The sequence below is a fragment of the Amycolatopsis sp. CA-211722 genome (assembly GCF_056828465.1).
Map to the genome: position 1 here is coordinate 3,919,722 of NZ_CP184752.1, position 16,793 is coordinate 3,936,514.

Here is a 16,793-nt window from a genome sequence, read left to right on the forward strand (position 1 = left end):
GCGAAGGGCCCTTTCAGCCCCCCGTCAGGCGTTGCCCAGCACCCGGGTCACGGTGATCTCGACGACCACGCGTTCCGGGTTCGGCTTGGGCTGCCGGTAGCGCGCGGCGTAGCGGTTTTCGGCGTCGAGCACCGACTCCGGGTCTTCGCGCAGCACGGCGCGTCCCTCCAAAGTGGACCACCGGGGGCCGTCGATCTGGCAGGCGGCGACCGGAATGCCCTGTTCGCCCGCTTCCTTGATCAGGCGGGCCTTCTTGGACGAGCGGAACGTGATCACCCTGGCGATCCCGGCCTCGAAGTCCACCGTGACCCCCACCGCGACGACGTGCGGGGTCCCGTCGGGGCGGACCGTGGTCAGGGTGGCGAGGTGTCGTTCGGTCCAGAAGTCCCGGAAGGACTCACCGCGCGCGCTCAGGTCGATCGTCATGCGGCCTACGCTAGGCCACTGTTCACACAGGCGACTTTTGAGGTAATAGTAAGGAAACTTTCTTAACTCTCTTGTTTTTGGCCGACCCTGGTGTCACTCTCGAAACGCGCCGCCGCCATCAACGACGTTTCCGGAGGAGCCGATGAGAAAGACCGTTCGGACAGTGCTGGCCGCGGCCGCGCTGACCGCCGGGCTGGTCGCCACGACCGCCCCCGCCACCGCGGTGACCACTCAGGGGACCCCGTACCTGCCGGGCGTTCTGCGCCCGTCCGTGTCCCAGTCGGCGCAGGACGCGGCGCTCGCCAAGTACTACGACTACTGGAAGAAGAACTTCCTGACCACCAAGTGCGGGGCGGGTACGTACGCGGTCAAGGCGCCGGACGCCGACCACGCCTTCGTGGCCGAAGGCCAGGGTTACGGCATGACCATCGCGGCCATGATGGCGGGCAAGGACTCGCAGGCGCGCACGGTCTTCGACGGCATCCTGAAGTTCGTCAAGGCGCACCCGTCCGTGATCGACAAGGACCTGCACGCCGCCGAGCAGGACGAGAGCTGCAAGAGCGTCAACGGCAGTGACGCGGCCACCGACGGCGACCTCGAAATCGCCTACGGCCTGCTCCTCGCCGACAAGGCTTGGGGGAGCGGCGGTTCGGTGAACTACAAGGCCGAGGCGCTGCGGATCATCAAGGCGATCAAGCGCAGCGAGGTCAACCCGGACACCAAGTTCATGCGGCTGGCGGACTGGGCCGACAGCGGCAAGTACATCAACAGCTCGCGTTCCTCGGACTGGATGCCGGGGCACCTTCGCGCGTTCGAGAAGGTCACCGGGGACTCCTTCTGGGGGCAGGTCCGGGCCCGTCAGGAGAAGGCGGTCACGCAGCTGCAGGAGAAGTACTCGCCGAAGACCGGCCTGATCCCGGACTTCGTCGTCAACACCAACGCCACGCCGAAACCCGCTCCCGACGGCTTCCTCGAGGACAACGACCCGCACTACGCCTACAACGCCTGCCGCGACCCGTGGCGGCTCGGCGTCGACGGGATCACCGTCTCGGGCAGCCCGGCGCAGGGGCAGGTGCGGAAGATGAACACCTGGATCCAGCAGAACACCGGCGGCAACCCGGCCAAGATCACCACCGGTTACACGTTGTCCGGGGCCAAGCTCCCCGGTGAGACGGGTCAGCACCCGTGCTTCACCGCGTCGTTCGCCATCGCGGCGATGAACGACCCGGGCAGCCAGGCCTGGCTGGACAAGCTGTGGACCTCGATCACGACCTGGACGCCGAACGCCAAGGACTATTACGGCACCGGCATCACCGTGCAGGTCCTGCTCATCCTGTCGGGGAACTACGTCGCGGTCTGACGTAACTCGCGTGAAGGCCCCCTTCCCTCGGCTCAGCCGCGTGAAGGGGGCCTTCACGCGCGAACCTTGCTGATCGCCACATGCGCCCCGCCTGCATCAGCAGTCACAACGGCTGCGCGTGAAGGACCCCTTCCCTCGGCTCAGCCGAGGAAACTCGACCTTCACACCTTCCCGAAGTACATGAAGGCCCCCTCATGTACTTCAGGTGGGCAAGGTGCGGGTGGTCGTGGAAGCCGCGCGAAACGGACATCCATCGGACAGGATTTCAACTGCGAGTTGACCCCTTCAACACCCAGTTGTAGCGTCGGCGACCACCTGAAGCCCCCGTGGAGGTCCGTCATGCCGTCGACGCCGCTCACCCTGACCCGAACCTGGCGCCTGGCCGTGCTCACCGGCCTGGCCGCGCTCGTCACCGCGGCCTGCGGCGGCGGGCCCGACGGAGCCGGCGGCCAGGAACCCGCGGCCCCGGGCGCTCCCGCCGCGATCCCGGACACGGCCGCGCTGATCGAGTCCGTCCAGAAGGACGCAGCCGTCGCCGGCACCCTGCCCGCGAAGTACGCGCAGGCCGGGATGCTGCATCTGGCCTCGAACCTGCAGTCCGCGCCCAACAACTTCTACGCCGCCGACGGCAAGACCCCGATCGGCTACGAGGTCGACCTCGCCAAGGCCATCGGCAAGAAGCTGGGCGTCACCGTGCACCACCAGGACATGGCGTTCGGTTCGCTGATCACCAGCCTCCAGTCCGGCCGCGTCGATCTCACGATGGCCGCGATGAACGACACCAAGACCCGCCAGGCGCAGATCGATTTCGTCGACTACTTCTCGTCCGGCATCACGATCATGGTCCGCAAGGGCAATCCCGACCAGATCTCCGGCCCGGACACGTTGTGCGGCAAGAACGTCGCGGTGGTCCAGGGGACGAGCCACCAGAAGTTCGCCGAAGAACAGAACGGCAAATGCGCGCAGGCCGGCCAGCCCGCCCTGACCGTGACCGCGACCGATTCCGACACCCAGAACCAGAACCAGCTCCGCACCGGCCGGGTCGCCGCCATCCTCAACGACCTGCCCAGCGCGGTGTACATCTCGCGGACCGCGGGCGAGGGCAAGTTCTTCGAGGTCGTCCCCGGCGAGCCGATCAACGGCGGGCCGTACGGGATCGGGGTCAACAAGGACAACAAGCCGCTCGCGGAGTCGATCCAGAAGGCGCTGCGGTCGCTGATCGCCGACGGTGGCTACGGCAAGATCCTCCAGGCCTGGGGCGTCGAGCAGGGCGCGGTCAAGGAGGCGAAGCTCAATGGCGGGAGCTGAAGCGCTGCCGATCGTCCGGCTGAAGCACTGGGGCCGCTGGGTCAGTGCCGTCGTCATCCTCGCGCTGCTGGTGCTGCTCGGGATCGCGCTCGCGAACGCGCAGATCCAATGGGATTCGGTCCCGGAGTTCCTGTGGTACCGGGTGATGGCGGTCGGCCTGCTCAACACCGTGCTGCTCGCGGTGATCGCGCAGGGTTCGGCGATCGTCATCGGGATCGTGATCGCCCTGATGCGCCGCTCGGCGAATCCGGTGGCGCGCTGGTTCGCGGCGGGCTACATCTGGCTGTTCCGCGGGCTTCCGGTGCTGCTGCAGATCCTGATCTGGTACAACCTGGCGCTGGTCTTCGAGTTCATCTCGATCCCGCTCCCCTTCGGCGGCCACCTGCTGCACGAGCAGACCAACGTGCTGATCACCGCGTTCACCGCCGCGTTGCTCGGCCTGGCGCTGAACGAAAGCGCGTACATGGCGGAGATCGTCCGCGCCGGGCTGAACAGTGTCGACAGTGGACAGACCGAGGCGGCGAAGTCGATCGGGATGTCGCCGGGCGCGACGCTGCGCCGCGTGGTGCTGCCACAGGCGATGCGGGTGATCATCCCGCCGACGGGCAACGACTTCATCAACATGCTCAAGGGGACGTCGATGGCATCGGTGATCGGCGTGACCGAACTGATCCATGCCGCCAACAACATCTCGTCCAACAACCTGCTGGTGATGGAGACCCTGCTGGCGGCCGCGGTCTGGTACATGGTCGTGGTGACCGTCGCCGGGGTCGGGCAGCACTATCTGGAGCGCGCCTTCGACGCGGAGGACCGGTCGAAGAGCCCGTTCTCCCGTGCGGCCAAGGCCCTGCGCACCGCGCCACTGGTGAGGAGTGAACGTGTCTGAGCCACTACTCAAGGCCGTCGGCGTCCGCAAGAGCTACGGCCACACCGAGGTGCTGGGCGGGATCGACCTCGAAGTCCACAAAGGACAGGTGGTCTGCCTGCTCGGCCCGTCGGGCGCGGGGAAGAGCACCTTTCTGCGCTGTGTCAACCATCTGGAGACGATCGACGCCGGACAGGTCTGGGTGGACGGCGAGCCGATCGGTTTCCGGCTCCGCAACGGCAAACTGTACGAACTGAAGGAACGCGAAGTCGCCCGGCAGCGGCGCGACATCGGCATGGTGTTCCAGCGGTTCAACCTGTTCGGCCACCGGACGGCGCTGCAGAACGTCGTAGAGGGGCCGGTGCGGGTGCTCGGTGTCCCCATGGAAGAGGCCCGCCAGCAGGCACTCGACCTGCTCGACAGGGTCGGCCTCGCGCACCGCGCCGACGCCTACCCGGCGCAGCTGTCGGGCGGGCAGCAGCAGCGGGTGGCGATCGCCCGGTCGCTGGCGATGAAACCGAAGCTGATGCTGTTCGACGAGCCGACGTCGGCGCTCGACCCGGAACTCGTGGGCGAGGTGCTGGCGGTGATGGGTACGTTGGCCGCGGAGGGGATGACGATGGTCGTGGTGACGCACGAGATGGGGTTCGCGGCCGAGGCCGCGGACGAGGTAGTGTTCATGGCCGACGGCATGGTCGTCGAGACCGGGCCGCCGGGGGAGATCCTGAGCGCCCCGAAGCACGAGCGGACCAAGCAGTTCCTGGCCAGGGTCCTCGCATGACGCGGATCTCCCCGCGGTACCTGCTGCAGTTCGACGAACCGGCCGGCTACCTCGACTTCGCGCGGTTCGGTCCGCCGTCGCACGTCGTGCTCGACACGACGGCGAGCCTGCTCGACGCCTCGACCAAGGCCGGTCCGTCCACTGTGGACGACCTGATGCGGCAGGAGACCAGGGCCAAGGCCGCCGCGGCGCGGCTTTCGGGCAGCGACACCGACCATACGGTGCTGTTGCCGCACACCAGTCTCGGGTTGTTCCAGGCGGCGTTCAACGCGCCGGGTGGCGAGGCGCTGGTGTCGGCGGCGGAGTTCCCGGCCAACACCTACCCGTGGGCGCGCGCCGAACAGGCCGGACGGCTGACCGTGCGGCGGCTGCCGCTCGGGAACGTCACGGCGGACGCGGTCAAGGCGGCGCTGACGCCGGAGACTTCGCTGGTCAGCGTGAGCGCGGTCGACTTCCGTACCGGGTACCGGGCGGACCTCGCCGCGATCCGCGAGGTGGTGGGGGACCGGCTGCTCGTGGTCGACGGGATCCAGGGCTTCGGGGTGACCGAGGCGCCGTGGGAGGTCGCGGACGTGCTCGTCGTCGGCGGCCAGAAATGGCTGCGGGCGGGCTGGGGCACCGGTTTCGCCGTGCTGTCCGACCGTGCGCTGGAGCGGATGGAACCGATCCTGTCCGGCTGGACCGGCGCCCGCGATCCCGGCCTGTTCGACGACGAGATCCATCCGGCCGACGAGACCGCGGCCTCGTGGTCGATCTCGAATCTGAGCCCGATCACGTCGGGCGCGTTCGCGGTCGCGCTGGAGCTGGTCGAGGAAGCGGGCGTCGGGGCCATCGCCGGACGGATCGCCGACCGGGTCGGCGAACTCGAAGAGGCCGTGAAATCCGTTGGCGGGGAGGTGGTTTCGGCCGTCGACCGGCGGGCGGGGATCCTCGCCTTCAGCCTGCCGGGGCACGCGGCCGAACAGGTGGGTTCCGCCCTGGCGAACGCCGGGATCGCCGCGACCGTGCGGCCGGAACACGTCCGGCTGTCGCCGCACGCGTCGACTCCGGCGAGCGCGGCGGAACAGGTGCGTTCGGTGTTGGCGCGGCTGAAGAAGCCGGTCACGGTGGTCTCCGGTGTTCCCGCGGTGGGGGTGGCGTCGAGTGACCTGCTCACCGCGCTCGTCCCGGCGGTGCACGCGCTCGCGGCGATGCTGGGGCCGGGCAACGAAGTCCTGCTGCACGACTTGAGCAGGCTGCCGGACTCGATCGTCGCCATCGCGGGCGACCTCACCGGCCGGACGGTCGGCGGGCCGATGACGGATCTGCTCCTGGGCCTGGTCCGCCGTGGCACCACGCAGGACCTGACGAACTACGAGACCCACGGCCCCGACGGGCGCGCGATCCGGTCTTCGACGCTGTTCCTGCGGGACGCCGACGGCGTCGCGATCGGCTGCCTGTGCGTCAACCGGCTGTCCGACGGCGCGCCGCAGGCCAACGGGCACGAACCCGAGACGTTCCCGCCCGACGTCGACAGCCTGCAGCGGTTCCTGGTCGGGCGCGCGGTGGCGAAGGCCGGGATCCCGGTGGACCTGATGAAGAAGCGGCACAAGGCGGCCGTGGTCCGGGAACTGGACGAGGCGGGGTTCTTCCTCATCAAGGACTCGGTGGACCACCTCGCCGGGGAACTCGACGTCACGCGCTACACGATCTACAACTACCTGAACGAGATCCGGGGCACCTGACGCGCGTGCTATGAACGGTCCGTTCCTTGCAAAATTTGCAAGGAACGGACCGTTCATAGCAGTGGGGGGCTACGGGAGGAAGGACTCCACGGCGTCGGCGGCCCGCTCGATCCCCCCGTTCCCGCGCGTCTCGGCCCGCACCTCGGCCAGCCGCGCGGCCACCTCGGGCGACCCGGCGACCCGCTCGACGGCGGCCCGCAGCGTCGAAGCCGTCACCTCGTCGGCCGGAAGCTGCTCACCGACACCGAGTTCCGCCAGTTTCGCGGCGTTGCCGAAGCCGTCGGTGGCCAGCGGGATCGCGACGGTCGGCACGCCGTACCACAGCGATTCCGTGCTGCCGCCCATACCGGCGTGCGTGATGAACGCCGACGCGGCCTCCAGCACCGCGAGTTGCGGCACGAACCGATGGACCTCGATGTGCTCGGGCAGCGGCCCGAGCGCGGCCGGATCGGTCTGGCCGATGGAGATGACCACGTGCCAGTCCGAGTCGCGGAACCCGTCCACGCAGGCGCGGAACAGCTCGATCTGGTCGGTGAACGCCGTGCCCAGCGACATCAGGAGGACCTTCCGGCCGCTCGACGGCGGGGTCCAGCTCCGGTCGGCGAGGCGTTCCGGGTCCAGCGCCGGGCCGACGAACCGGACCGACGACGGCACGCGTTCGACGTTCGGCTGCATCGCCTTCGGCAGCAGCGCGAGCACCTGCTCCGGATGGGAGATCCAGTCCCAGGCGTCGGCCTCGATGCCGTTCTCGTTCAGCCAGCCGGTGAACGTGGCGAAATAGTCCTTTCCGGACGGTGAGGTCCGGATCGCGGTCAGTATCTCGCCCATGTCCTCTTCATAGCCCTCCCAGGCGACATACGTCGGGGAAAGCTGCACCGCCGGAACGCCGTAGCGCCTGGCCAGCAGCGGTGCCGGAAGCCCGCCGATGTCGTAGAGCAGCAGGTCCGGGCGGTTGTCGTCGTAGAAATCGGTGAGCACCGGCATCGCCTGGATGCCCTCGTCGAGGAAGACCCGCATCTGCGACGCCGGATCCTCCGGCCACGCCGCCTGATCGCCGAGCGGGAGGATCGACGGGTGCGCGACGACCTCGGCCCCGGTCGGCTCGATCAACCCGGTGAGCGGCTCGCCCACGGCGTAGCTGACCCGGTGCCCGCGAGCGACCAGCTCACGGATGATCGCCAGCGAGGGATAGATGTGGCTCGGCGCGGTGGAGCCGATCATGGCGATGTGCTGGTTCTGCATGATGTCCTGTCTGAATTCGTGAGGGAACGTCAGACGGCGCGCAGAAAGGGGGCCTCCCGATCGCGGGAGGCCCGGCGGTCACGCCGTCTCAGGCGGTGCGCATGCGGATGAAGTAGATCATGATCGGCAGCCTAGCGATCCCCGCGAGGCCGCCCAACCGATTAACGGGTTGCCCGGTTTGCCGCGATCGGGACCCGCCGTTGGTAGGGACCTTCGCCGGAAGGCTTCCGCAGGTCATGGACGTGGATAGGGTTTCGGGGCTTTCACCTTTGGAGGGAAAGGGAGAAACCTTGAGACGTGTGCTCATCACCGCGCTGGCCGTCGCCACGCTCGCGTCGGTCGCGGTGACCGCGCCCGCCGTCGCCGCGGAAGAGACGCAACCCGCCGAGACGATCACCTGGGGCGCCTGTACCGACCAGACGTTGATCAACGCGGGCGCCGAATGCGGTTACCTGCCCGTTCCACTGGACTATTCGAGGCCCCGCGGCGAGAAGATCCAGCTCGCGCTCAGCCGCGTCAAGCACAAGACACCCGAGGCGCAATACCAGGGCGTCATGCTCACCAACCCCGGCGGCCCCGGCGGTTCCGGGCTGCTGCTCGCCACCCGCGGCACCCGCGTGCCGAACCGCGCGGGCGACGCCTACGACTGGGTCGGCTTCGACCCGCGCGGCGTCGGCTCCAGCAAGCCCGCGCTTTCCTGCATCCCGGACTACATGGACTACAACCGGCCGAACTACGTGCCGACGACGAGGCAGCTGGAGAAGACCTGGCTGCAGCGCTCGAAGTCCTACGCCGACGCGTGCGCGGCGAAGAACAGCCGCGCGCTGCTGGAGAACATCAAGACGACCGACACGGTCAAGGACATGGAGAGTATCCGCAAGGCGCTCCGCGTGGAGCAGCTGAACTTCTACGGGTACTCCTACGGCACCTACCTCGGCCAGGTGTACGGGACGCTGTTCCCGCAGCACGTCCGGCGGATGGTCCTCGATTCCACTGTGGACCCTCGTAACGTCTGGTACCAGGCGAACCTGAACCAGGACGTGGCCTTCGACGTCAACCTGAACATCTGGTTCGGCTGGGTCGCGCAGCACGACGCCGTCTATCACCTCGGCAAGACGCAGGCCGCGGTGAAGCAGGTCTTCGACGAGCAGCTGAAGAAGCTGGCGGCGGTGCCGGCGGGCGGCTACATCGGGCCGGACGAGTTCCTCGACGTCTTCCAGCAGGCGTCGTACTACCAGCTGCGGTGGACGCTGCTCGGTGACGCGCTCGCGAAGTTCGTCAACCAGGGTGACTGGCAGACGATGAAGGGTCTGTTCGAGGCCTTCGGAGGCCGCGGCGACGACAACGGGTACGCCGTCTACCTCGCCGTCCAGTGTACGGACGTGAAGTGGCCGCCGAGCTGGCAGCAGTGGAAGCGCGACAACTGGCGCACGTACCAGAAGGCGCCGTACTTCACCTGGCAGAACGCCTGGTTCAACGCGCCGTGCCTGTACTGGCCCGCGAAACCTGCCAAGCCGGTGAAGGTCGACGGCTCGAAGGTGCCGAGCGTGCTGATGATCGGTGAGACGCTCGACGCGGCGACGCCGTACGAGGGCAGCCTCGAAGTGCGTAGCCGGTTCCCGGGTGCCCGCTTGATCGGCGAGCCGGGCGGCACGAGCCACGCCATCACCCCGCGCGGAAACGCTTGCGTCGACAACCGGATCGCCGACTACCTGGCGACCGGGGCTCTGCCCGACCGCAAGCCGGGGCGCACGGCCGACGTCGAATGCGCGCCGCTGCCGCTCCCGGTGCCGCCCCCGGCACCCGCTTCGGCCCCCGACGCGGCACTCTCCCGGGTGCCTGCCTAAGCAAGTACGTGAAGGCCCCCTTCACTGCGCTAGACGCAATGAAGGGGGCCTTCACGTACTTCTGGGGTTTCCGCAGCAGGGGACTTTGTGTTACAAAGTGCGAGTGAGCTTTGTAGTTCAGAGTGCTCGAAGGGGGAAAGTCATGGCGGACGCGTTCAGCCTCGAAGGGCTGGTCAAGCGCTTCGGCGACGTCCTGGCCGTCGACGACGTCGGCGTGCGGGCCGCACCGGGGGAGGTGGTGGCGCTGCTCGGGCCGAACGGCGCGGGCAAATCGACCACCATCGACATGCTGCTGGGCCTGAGCAGGCCGGACGCCGGCCAGGTCCGGGTCGCCGGGCTCACCGCGGCCGAGGCGATGGACCGGGGGATGGTCGGCGCGATGGCGCAGAACGGGACGCTGCTGCGGGACGCCACGGTCGCCGAACTCGTCGGCCTGTTCGCCTCCCTGCACCGGAAGCCGCTGCCGGTCCGCGAGGTGCTCAAGCGGGCGGGCGTCACCGAATACGCGAACCGCCGCTGCGGCAAGCTTTCCGGCGGCGAGCAGCAGCGGGTGCGGTTCGCGCTCGCGCTGGTCGGCGATCCGGACCTGCTGGTGCTCGACGAGCCGACCGCGGCCATGGACGTCGACGGGCGCCGTCGCTTCTGGGCGTCGATGCGCGAGTACACCGAGACCGGCCGCACGGTCCTCTTCGCGACGCATTACCTCGCCGAGGCCGAGGACTACGCGGACCGTGTCGTGCTGATGCGGCACGGCCGCGTCGTCGCGGACGGTCCGGTCGGCGAGGTCCGGGCCGCGGTCGCCGGACGCGTACTGCGTGCCGTCGTCCCGGACGCCACCGAAGCCACGCTCGCCGCACTGCCCGGAGTGTCGCGAGCCGTGCTGCGCGCCGGCCACGCGGAACTGAGCTGTGCCGACTCCGACGCCGCCATCCGCGGGCTGCTGCGCGAGTTCCCGCTCGCCGCGAACATCGAAATCACCGCCGTGGGACTTGAAGAAGCCTTCATCGCGCTGACCGCCGACGAGGCCGAAGGAGCCGTGAGATGAACCTGAACTACCTGGCGCTGGAGATCAAGCGCATCGTCCGGAGCCCGCAGTTCGCGTTGTTCACCATCGGTATGCCGCTGGCGATGTTCCTGTTGTTCGGCGGGATCTTCGGCGCCCGCGACATCGCTCCCGGTATCTCGACCGCGACGGTGACCATGGTGAACATGGCCGCGTACGGCGCCATGACCGCCGCGCTGTTCACCGGGACCCGCGTCGCCACCGAGCGCACCGACGGCTGGCAGCGCACCCTGCGGCTGACACCGATGCGGGCACCGGGCTATCTGATGGTCAAGGTGTCGGCGGGGTTGTTCGTCGCGTTGCCCGTGCTGCTGGTGATCTTCGCGGCCGGGATGATCCGCGGTATCCGGCTCGAAACCGGCCAGTGGCTGACGATCTTCGGCACCCTCTGGCTCGGGACGCTGCCCTTCGCGGTGCTGGGCCTGATGATCGGCCTGTTCGGCAAGGGTGACACCGTCCAGGCCGTGACCGGTGCGCTGATGCTGCCGCTGGGCATGTTCGGCGGCCTGTGGATCCCGCTGCAGGTCCTGCCCGGCTGGATGAACACGGCCGGGCAGCTCATGCCGACGTACTGGCTCGGCGAGATCGGCCGTGCTCCGGTGCTCGGCGGCGGGGGTACGCCGACCGCCGTGGGAGTACTCGCGGCGTGGCTGGTGATTCCCGCGCTCGTGGTGATGGCGAGGTTCCGGCTCGACACGGCGAGACTGTGAACGCGTGTTAGTTTTCCGAGGTGGTGGAGGATGACCGGGACGGCGACGAGCGGCCGATGACGCCCGAGGAGTCGCTGGCGCTCATCGCCACGCAGTCGGAGAAGACCCGGCGCGAGATCGGGCCGAATCCGGCGGTGCTGCTGGCCGTCTGGGGACTGGTGTGGCTGTTCGGTTTCGGGCTGATCTACGTCTCCGCCCCGCCGACCGCGCTGATGCCGCTGTGGGTCGCCGCCGTGATCACCGTCGTCGGCTTCGCCGGGGCCATGGTGTATTCGGCGATCTACGGCATCCGCGCGGGCCGCGGTGTACACGGCCCGTCCCGGCTCGTCGGGGCGATGTACGGCTGGAGCTGGATGATCGCGTTCGGCGGGCTGACGGTGGTGAACACCGCGCTGATCCGCCTCGGCCTCGACACCGAGCTGATCCCGTTGCTGTGGTCCGGCACCGCGCTCATGCTGACCGGTCTGATGTACCTCGCCGGCGGAATGCTGTGGCAGAGCCGATTGCAGTACGGCCTCGGCGTGTGGATCATCGCCTGCGGCGCGGCGAGCGTGCTGGCCGGGGGACCGTACAACTTCCTCGTGCTGAGCCTCGCGGGTGGCGGTGGCTTCCTGGTGGCGTCGCTGGTGTTCCTGGTGCGGGCGCGATGAGCGAAGACGGGTTGCCCCAGCTCGACCCGGTGATCCACGCGCAGGCGCGATTGCGGGTCACCGTGGCGCTGTCGAGCCTGGGGCCGGGGGACAGCATCACTTTCCCGCGGCTGCAGCAATTGCTGGACATGACGCCGGGCAACCTGTCGACCCATCTGCGCAAACTCGAGGACGCCGGCTACGTCGGGATCACGAAGGCGTTCGAGCACCGGACGCCGGTGACGCTCGTCGAGCTGACCACCCGTGGGCGGGCCGCGTTCGAGGAGTACACGAAGGCCCTGCATCGTCTTCTCGAGGTGCCGGGCGATGGGCGGGCATGACCGGTGGGTCATCCACCTGGACATGGACGCGTTCTACGCCTCCTGTGAACAGCTGACCCGGCCGACCCTGGCGCGGCGTCCGGTGCTGGTCGGCGGCGCGGGGCCGCGCGGCGTGGTCGCCGGGGCGAGCTACCAGGCGCGCGAACACGGGATCAAGTCGGCGATGCCGATGTCGCAGGCCCGGCGGCTGCTGCCGCCCAACGGGGTGATCCTGCCGCCGCGGTTCAAACTGTACGAACTGCTGAGCACCCAGGTTTTCGACCTCGTCGCCACATATGCGCCCGTGCTGGAACGGATCTCCTTGGACGAGGCCTTCGCGGAACCGCCTTCCCTCGCCGGTGCCTCCTCCGACGAAGTGCGGGAGTTCGGCGCGCGTCTGCGGGAGCACATCCGGTCGGAAATCGGCCTGGTGGCGTCGATCGGGGCGGCGTCGGGAAAGCAGGTCGCGAAGGTCGCGTCGGATCTGGCGAAACCGGACGGGCTGCTCGTCGTCGACCAGGGCACCGAACGCGATTTCCTCGCGCCGCTGCCGACCAGGGTGCTGTGGGGGATCGGCCCGGTGGCGGAAGGGAAACTGCGGGCGATCGGCGTCCGGACGCTCGGCCAGCTGACCGCGCTCTCCGACGCCGACGCGGTGTCCACTTTGGGCAGTGTGGTCGGGCGGGACCTGCGGCGGCTGGCCACCGGCGTCGACGACCGGCCGGTGTCCGACCGCGCGGAACTCAAGCAGGTCAGCGCCGAAACGACGTTCGACCGGGACCTGATCGACCTGGCGAGCCTGCGGCGTGAGGTCCGCGACCTCGCCGTGCACGCGCACCGGCGTCTCGTCAACGCCGAACGGGTCGCGCGGACGGTGGTGGTGAAGCTGCGGCACACCGATTTCAGTACCGTGACGCGTTCGGAGACGATGGCTTCGCCCACCGACGAATTCGACCAGCTCGCCGCGATGGCGGAACGCCTGCTGATCGATCCGACGGAGTTCGGCGGGGTGCGGCTGGCCGGGGTCGCGTTCTCCGGGCTTTCGGTGCCGCATCAGGATCCGCTGTTCACCCTGTCCGTTCCGGCCGCCGAGACACCCTTGGTCGAACGGGCCCCCGCGCCGGTGGCCGTGGTGTCGTCGAGCTGGCGGCCCGGGGACGACGTCGTGCACGAGGTGCACGGAACCGGGTGGGTGCAGGGCGCCGGGCACGGGCGGGTGACCGTCCGGTTCGAGACGCGCACCAGCGGGCCGGGGGTGGCGCGGACCTTTCCGCAGGAGGATCCGGCGCTGCGCCGGGGCGAGCCCGGCGACTGCCTGGCCTGAGGGGCGTGTGCTCGAACGCGTAACTCGCGTGATTGGAGACGTATCTCGCGTGATTGGAGGGCGATCACGGTGTGCGGCCTCTGATCACGTGAGGTCGCTCCGGGTCAGAAGCGGCAGACCGTCACGAAGTTCGCGCTGGTCACCTTCACGTCGCGCGGGCAGGTGCGGAAGCCGAAGACGCACCAGTTCCCGTCGTCGCCTTCGACCAGCAGCGCGCCGTACGCGCGTTTCTCGTTCCGCTGGTCGTTCAGGACAGCCATCGCGGCCTGTCCCTTCTGGTCCACACTGCCGACGGTGACCGGCGTTTCGCCGGAGACCAGCTCGTCCGGCGCGGCCGGCTTGTCCGGCGTGCGCGGGCAGGTCATGGCCAGCAGCGCGGGATTGTCGCCGTCGGTCATCGCGTCGGCGATCGCGCCCGCGGTGCCTTCCGCCGTGGTTCTGTCGGCCGACGATCCACAGGCCGCGGTCAGCCAGAACGCGGCGACGACGAAAACGATCAGGCCGAACCGGGAGCGCGCGGTCATGGCGGGGATACTCCGCGATCAGGCGTGACGCTGTCCAGTGACCGGCCGTAAGGCAGGATGGAGAGACCTTCACCCGATCGAGGGAACCGATGTTCAGCTCCCGTGCCCGTCAGACCACCGCCGTCCTCGGCGCCGCCCTCCTGCTCGCGGCGTGTAGCAGCGCTTCCGAGCAGCAGCCACCGCCCGCGACGTCCGATGCGCCGGCGTCGAGCCAGGCGCCGGACGGGTCGTTCACCGTGGTCGCGACCGGTGACGTGCTGATCCACCCCGCGCTGACCGACCAGGCGATGGAGGACGGCAGCGGCAAGATCGACTACCGGCCCCTGCTGGCCGGGATCAAACCGCTCATCTCCGGGGCCGACCTCGGCATCTGTCATCTCGAGACCCCGCTCGCGCCGAAGGGCGGGCCGTACAGCGGCTACCCGTCGTTCAGCGCCCCGCCCGAGATCGTCGACGCGCTCAAGGACACCGGGTACGACACCTGTTCGACCGCGTCCAACCACACGATCGACCAGGGGGTCGACGGCGCGACCAGGACGCTGGACAAACTCGACGAGGCCGGGATCAAGCACACCGGTTCGGCCCGTTCGGCCGAAGAGGCGAAGAAACCGCTGATCGTCGACGTCAACGGCGTCAAGGTCGCCCAGATCTCCTTCTCCTACGGTTTCAACGGGATCAAGGTGCCCGCGGGCAAACCCTGGCTGGTCAACCAGATCGACGCCGAAGACGTGATCGCCGAGGCCAAGGCCGCGCGGAAGGCGGGCGCGCAGGTCGTCCTCGCGAGCCTGCACTGGGGCACCGAATACCAGCACGATCCGACCGCCGAACAGCGCACGCTGGCGAAGAAACTCCTCGGTGACGACTCGATCGACCTGATCATCGGCCATCACGCGCACGTCGTGCAGCCCTTCGAACAGATCGGCGGCAAATGGGTCGCCTACGGTCTCGGCAACAGCGTCGCCCGCCATTCGGAGCCGAAGGGCTCGACCGAACAGGGCGCGGCCGCGCGGTTCCGGTTCGTGCGGGACGGCGAACGCTGGAAGGTCGACAGGGCCGAATACGTCCCGACGCTGGTCCAGCTCGGCCCGCCGATCCGCCTGCTCGACCTGACCGCGGGCCAGGCCGGGAACGCCGGCGCCGAAGCGCTCAAGGCCACCGACGAAGTCGTCCTCAGCCGTGGTGCCGCGGACAAGGGCTTGACCCGCCCCGGTCGCTGACCTGAGGGGACAGGGGTGGGCTCTTCCCCGCCCACCCCTGCCTTACCGCGCCCGCCTTCAATACCGTCGCCGCACCACCAGTTTCGCGAGGGCCGCGAGCTCGGCGCCTGGGCGGGGCACCGGGTTCGAGACGGCGAGATGGTGCAGCGCGCCGGTCAGGAGCGCGTCGGCCTGCTCCTGACTCCACGCCCGGCCGCCCGCGCGTTCCACCAGCGACGCCGCGTGGGGCAATTCCGCGGTGTCGAGGTTTTCCTTGCGGTACAAGGCATCCAGTTCTCGACCGGCGTCCGTCCCCGAGTGGAGCGCGGCCACCACCGGCAGGGACTTCTTCCGGTTGGACAGATCCGAGTGGACCGGTTTCCCGGTCACCGCCGGATCGCCCCAGATCCCGAGGAGATCGTCGATGTGCTGGAACGCCAGCCCGAGTGCCCTCCCGTACTCGGTCAGCCGGTCGACCTGATCCTGCCTCCCTTCCCCGGCCAGCGCCCCGAGCGTGCACGACGCCCCGAGCAACGCGCCGGTCTTCCCTTCGGCCATGCGCACGCATTCGGCGGTGTCGACGTCGCCGCGTTCCTCGAACTTCAGATCGGCGCTCTGGCCCTCCAGTAGATCGATCACGGCGGTGCTGAGCACCCGCAGCGCGGTCTGCCCGAACGGGGCGAGCACCTCGAAAGCCCGGCACAGCAGGGCGTCGCCGGCGAGGATCGCCGCGCCGGTGCCGAAAACGGTCCAGGCCGTCGGCCGGTGCCGCCGAGTGGTGTCCGAGTCCATCACGTCGTCGTGCAGCAGGGAGAAGTTGTGCACCAGTTCCACCGCGACACCCACCGGGACGGCGATCTCGGCGCGCCCGCCGACCGCCCGTGCCGACAACAGCGCGAGCGCCGGCCGCAAGGCCTTCCCACTGTCCGAAGTGGACGGATGGCCGTGTTCGTCCCACCAGCCGAAGTGATAGCCGGCGATGAGCCGCATCGATTCGGGCAGGCCGTCGACCGCTTCGCGTAGTGCCGGGTCGAGCAGATTCCGGCTCCAGGTCAGCACTTCGCCGGCGGGCCGGGCTCCGGATTGGATCTCGGTTGTCGTCAACGGACTCCCTTTCGGTCGACCCGGTGAACCGCTGTTTTCCGCAATTCGTGGATACCCATTCGAGCGGGGCGGGCGCAAAGTCAACATAGCAAGGGGTAATGCCCGGACGAACAACTCGATCGGGTCTACGGAGAGGTTCACCTGTTTGCCGGACCGCCCCGGACGCGTGGCCGTGAGCGGCCGTTCGGGTGCCGCGGCCACGGGGAATGCCGGTCAGCGGCGAGGCTGGTGACTTCTCGTGGTGGCCGCTCACTCGGTCGTGAAGCCGCGCTCTCCGACCGGTGACGCCCCTTTCCGGCGTGTGTCGAAAATTGTTTCGAGTGCTGAGAAATTGGGCCGAGCCGGTGATGCTCCGCCGAGCTTCGTCCGC

Annotated in this window: 16 protein-coding genes; 12 read left to right on the forward strand and 4 right to left on the reverse strand. The window is 68.9% G+C overall.

What is annotated here, in order from left to right:
* Positions 1-24: 24 nt before the first annotated feature.
* A complete protein-coding gene (locus ACOCEP_RS19125; RefSeq protein WP_482338937.1) occupies positions 25-426 on the reverse strand; it encodes a PPOX class F420-dependent oxidoreductase in 402 nt (133 codons plus the stop codon).
* Between the two features lie 142 nt (positions 427-568).
* On the opposite strand from ACOCEP_RS19125, the gene ACOCEP_RS19130 reads away from it, so the two are divergent.
* The 5 genes from ACOCEP_RS19130 (at position 569) to ACOCEP_RS19150 (ending at position 6,464) form a co-directional block, all read left to right on the forward strand.
* Positions 569-1,786, forward strand: a complete 1,218-nt coding sequence (locus tag ACOCEP_RS19130) for a family 8 glycosyl hydrolase (RefSeq protein WP_482338938.1) — start codon at positions 569-571, stop codon at positions 1,784-1,786.
* A 339-nt stretch (positions 1,787-2,125) separates the two neighbouring features.
* Positions 2,126-3,094 (forward strand): ABC transporter substrate-binding protein, encoded by a 969-nt coding sequence (locus tag ACOCEP_RS19135; protein WP_482338940.1) that lies wholly within the window; start codon positions 2,126-2,128, stop codon positions 3,092-3,094.
* Complete coding sequence (locus ACOCEP_RS19140; RefSeq protein ID WP_482338942.1) at positions 3,081-3,980, forward strand: amino acid ABC transporter permease; 900 nt, start codon at positions 3,081-3,083, stop codon at positions 3,978-3,980. Before ACOCEP_RS19135 ends, ACOCEP_RS19140 begins: the two co-directional genes overlap by 14 nt.
* Positions 3,973-4,740, forward strand: coding sequence for an amino acid ABC transporter ATP-binding protein (locus ACOCEP_RS19145; RefSeq protein WP_482338944.1), 768 nt, complete (start codon positions 3,973-3,975; stop codon positions 4,738-4,740). The genes ACOCEP_RS19140 and ACOCEP_RS19145 overlap by 8 nt, the downstream gene beginning before the upstream one ends.
* A complete protein-coding gene (locus tag ACOCEP_RS19150) occupies positions 4,737-6,464 on the forward strand; it encodes an aminotransferase class V-fold PLP-dependent enzyme (RefSeq protein WP_482338946.1) in 1,728 nt (575 codons plus the stop codon). The genes ACOCEP_RS19145 and ACOCEP_RS19150 overlap by 4 nt, the downstream gene beginning before the upstream one ends.
* 69 nt (positions 6,465-6,533) lie before the next feature.
* Here ACOCEP_RS19150 and ACOCEP_RS19155 read toward each other — a convergent pair whose 3' ends face one another.
* A complete protein-coding gene (locus ACOCEP_RS19155; protein ID WP_482338948.1) occupies positions 6,534-7,706 on the reverse strand; it encodes a macrolide family glycosyltransferase in 1,173 nt (390 codons plus the stop codon).
* 290 nt (positions 7,707-7,996) lie between these two features.
* Here ACOCEP_RS19155 and ACOCEP_RS19160 point away from each other — a divergent pair, with 290 nt between their 5' ends.
* The 6 genes from ACOCEP_RS19160 to ACOCEP_RS19185 all read left to right on the forward strand — a co-directional run bounded on the left by ACOCEP_RS19160 (position 7,997) and on the right by ACOCEP_RS19185 (position 13,599).
* Positions 7,997-9,553, forward strand: coding sequence for an alpha/beta hydrolase (locus ACOCEP_RS19160; protein WP_482338949.1), 1,557 nt, complete (start codon positions 7,997-7,999; stop codon positions 9,551-9,553).
* A 142-nt stretch (positions 9,554-9,695) separates the two neighbouring features.
* On the forward strand, positions 9,696-10,598 hold the full coding sequence (locus ACOCEP_RS19165) for an ABC transporter ATP-binding protein (RefSeq protein WP_482338951.1): 903 nt from the start codon (positions 9,696-9,698) through the stop codon (positions 10,596-10,598).
* Positions 10,595-11,326, forward strand: coding sequence for an ABC transporter permease (locus tag ACOCEP_RS19170; protein ID WP_482338953.1), 732 nt, complete (start codon positions 10,595-10,597; stop codon positions 11,324-11,326). Before ACOCEP_RS19165 ends, ACOCEP_RS19170 begins: the two co-directional genes overlap by 4 nt.
* 20 nt (positions 11,327-11,346) lie before the next feature.
* The gene (locus tag ACOCEP_RS19175) at positions 11,347-11,976 is read left to right on the forward strand and encodes a hypothetical protein (protein ID WP_482338955.1); all 630 of its coding nucleotides are present in this window, start codon (positions 11,347-11,349) and stop codon (positions 11,974-11,976) included.
* Entirely contained in the window at positions 11,973-12,296 is a 324-nt protein-coding gene (locus ACOCEP_RS19180; protein WP_016332004.1) for a transcriptional regulator, read from the forward strand. The genes ACOCEP_RS19175 and ACOCEP_RS19180 overlap by 4 nt, the downstream gene beginning before the upstream one ends.
* The gene (locus tag ACOCEP_RS19185) at positions 12,283-13,599 is read left to right on the forward strand and encodes a DNA polymerase IV (protein WP_482338957.1); all 1,317 of its coding nucleotides are present in this window, start codon (positions 12,283-12,285) and stop codon (positions 13,597-13,599) included. Before ACOCEP_RS19180 ends, ACOCEP_RS19185 begins: the two co-directional genes overlap by 14 nt.
* Before the next feature lie 104 nt (positions 13,600-13,703).
* Here ACOCEP_RS19185 and ACOCEP_RS19190 read toward each other — a convergent pair whose 3' ends face one another.
* A complete protein-coding gene (locus ACOCEP_RS19190) occupies positions 13,704-14,123 on the reverse strand; it encodes a hypothetical protein (RefSeq protein WP_482338959.1) in 420 nt (139 codons plus the stop codon).
* Positions 14,124-14,212: 89 nt separating this feature from the next.
* On the opposite strand from ACOCEP_RS19190, the gene ACOCEP_RS19195 reads away from it, so the two are divergent.
* Positions 14,213-15,340, forward strand: coding sequence for a CapA family protein (locus tag ACOCEP_RS19195; protein ID WP_482338961.1), 1,128 nt, complete (start codon positions 14,213-14,215; stop codon positions 15,338-15,340).
* A 57-nt stretch (positions 15,341-15,397) separates the two neighbouring features.
* Here ACOCEP_RS19195 and ACOCEP_RS19200 read toward each other — a convergent pair whose 3' ends face one another.
* Positions 15,398-16,423 (reverse strand): family 2 encapsulin nanocompartment cargo protein polyprenyl transferase, encoded by a 1,026-nt coding sequence (locus tag ACOCEP_RS19200; protein ID WP_482338963.1) that lies wholly within the window; start codon positions 16,421-16,423, stop codon positions 15,398-15,400.
* Between the last annotated feature and the right edge of the window lie 370 nt (positions 16,424-16,793).

Excerpts from the sequence above, each read along its gene's own strand:
- ACOCEP_RS19140 (WP_482338942.1), top strand. The coding sequence starts at position 3,081 with ATGGCGGGAGCTGAAGCGCTGCCGATCGTCCGGCTGAAGCACTGGGGC.
- ACOCEP_RS19185 (WP_482338957.1), top strand. The coding sequence starts at position 12,283 with ATGGGCGGGCATGACCGGTGGGTCATCCACCTGGACATGGACGCGTTC.
- ACOCEP_RS19190 (WP_482338959.1), bottom strand. The coding sequence starts at position 14,123 with ATGACCGCGCGCTCCCGGTTCGGCCTGATCGTTTTCGTCGTCGCCGCG.
- ACOCEP_RS19130 (WP_482338938.1), top strand. The coding sequence starts at position 569 with ATGAGAAAGACCGTTCGGACAGTGCTGGCCGCGGCCGCGCTGACCGCC.
- ACOCEP_RS19155 (WP_482338948.1), bottom strand. The coding sequence starts at position 7,706 with ATGCAGAACCAGCACATCGCCATGATCGGCTCCACCGCGCCGAGCCAC.
- ACOCEP_RS19150 (WP_482338946.1), top strand. The coding sequence starts at position 4,737 with ATGACGCGGATCTCCCCGCGGTACCTGCTGCAGTTCGACGAACCGGCC.
- ACOCEP_RS19195 (WP_482338961.1), top strand. The coding sequence starts at position 14,213 with ATGTTCAGCTCCCGTGCCCGTCAGACCACCGCCGTCCTCGGCGCCGCC.
- ACOCEP_RS19170 (WP_482338953.1), top strand. The coding sequence starts at position 10,595 with ATGAACCTGAACTACCTGGCGCTGGAGATCAAGCGCATCGTCCGGAGC.
- ACOCEP_RS19180 (WP_016332004.1), top strand. The coding sequence starts at position 11,973 with ATGAGCGAAGACGGGTTGCCCCAGCTCGACCCGGTGATCCACGCGCAG.
- ACOCEP_RS19135 (WP_482338940.1), top strand. The coding sequence starts at position 2,126 with ATGCCGTCGACGCCGCTCACCCTGACCCGAACCTGGCGCCTGGCCGTG.
- ACOCEP_RS19125 (WP_482338937.1), bottom strand. The coding sequence starts at position 426 with ATGACGATCGACCTGAGCGCGCGCGGTGAGTCCTTCCGGGACTTCTGG.
- ACOCEP_RS19165 (WP_482338951.1), top strand. The coding sequence starts at position 9,696 with ATGGCGGACGCGTTCAGCCTCGAAGGGCTGGTCAAGCGCTTCGGCGAC.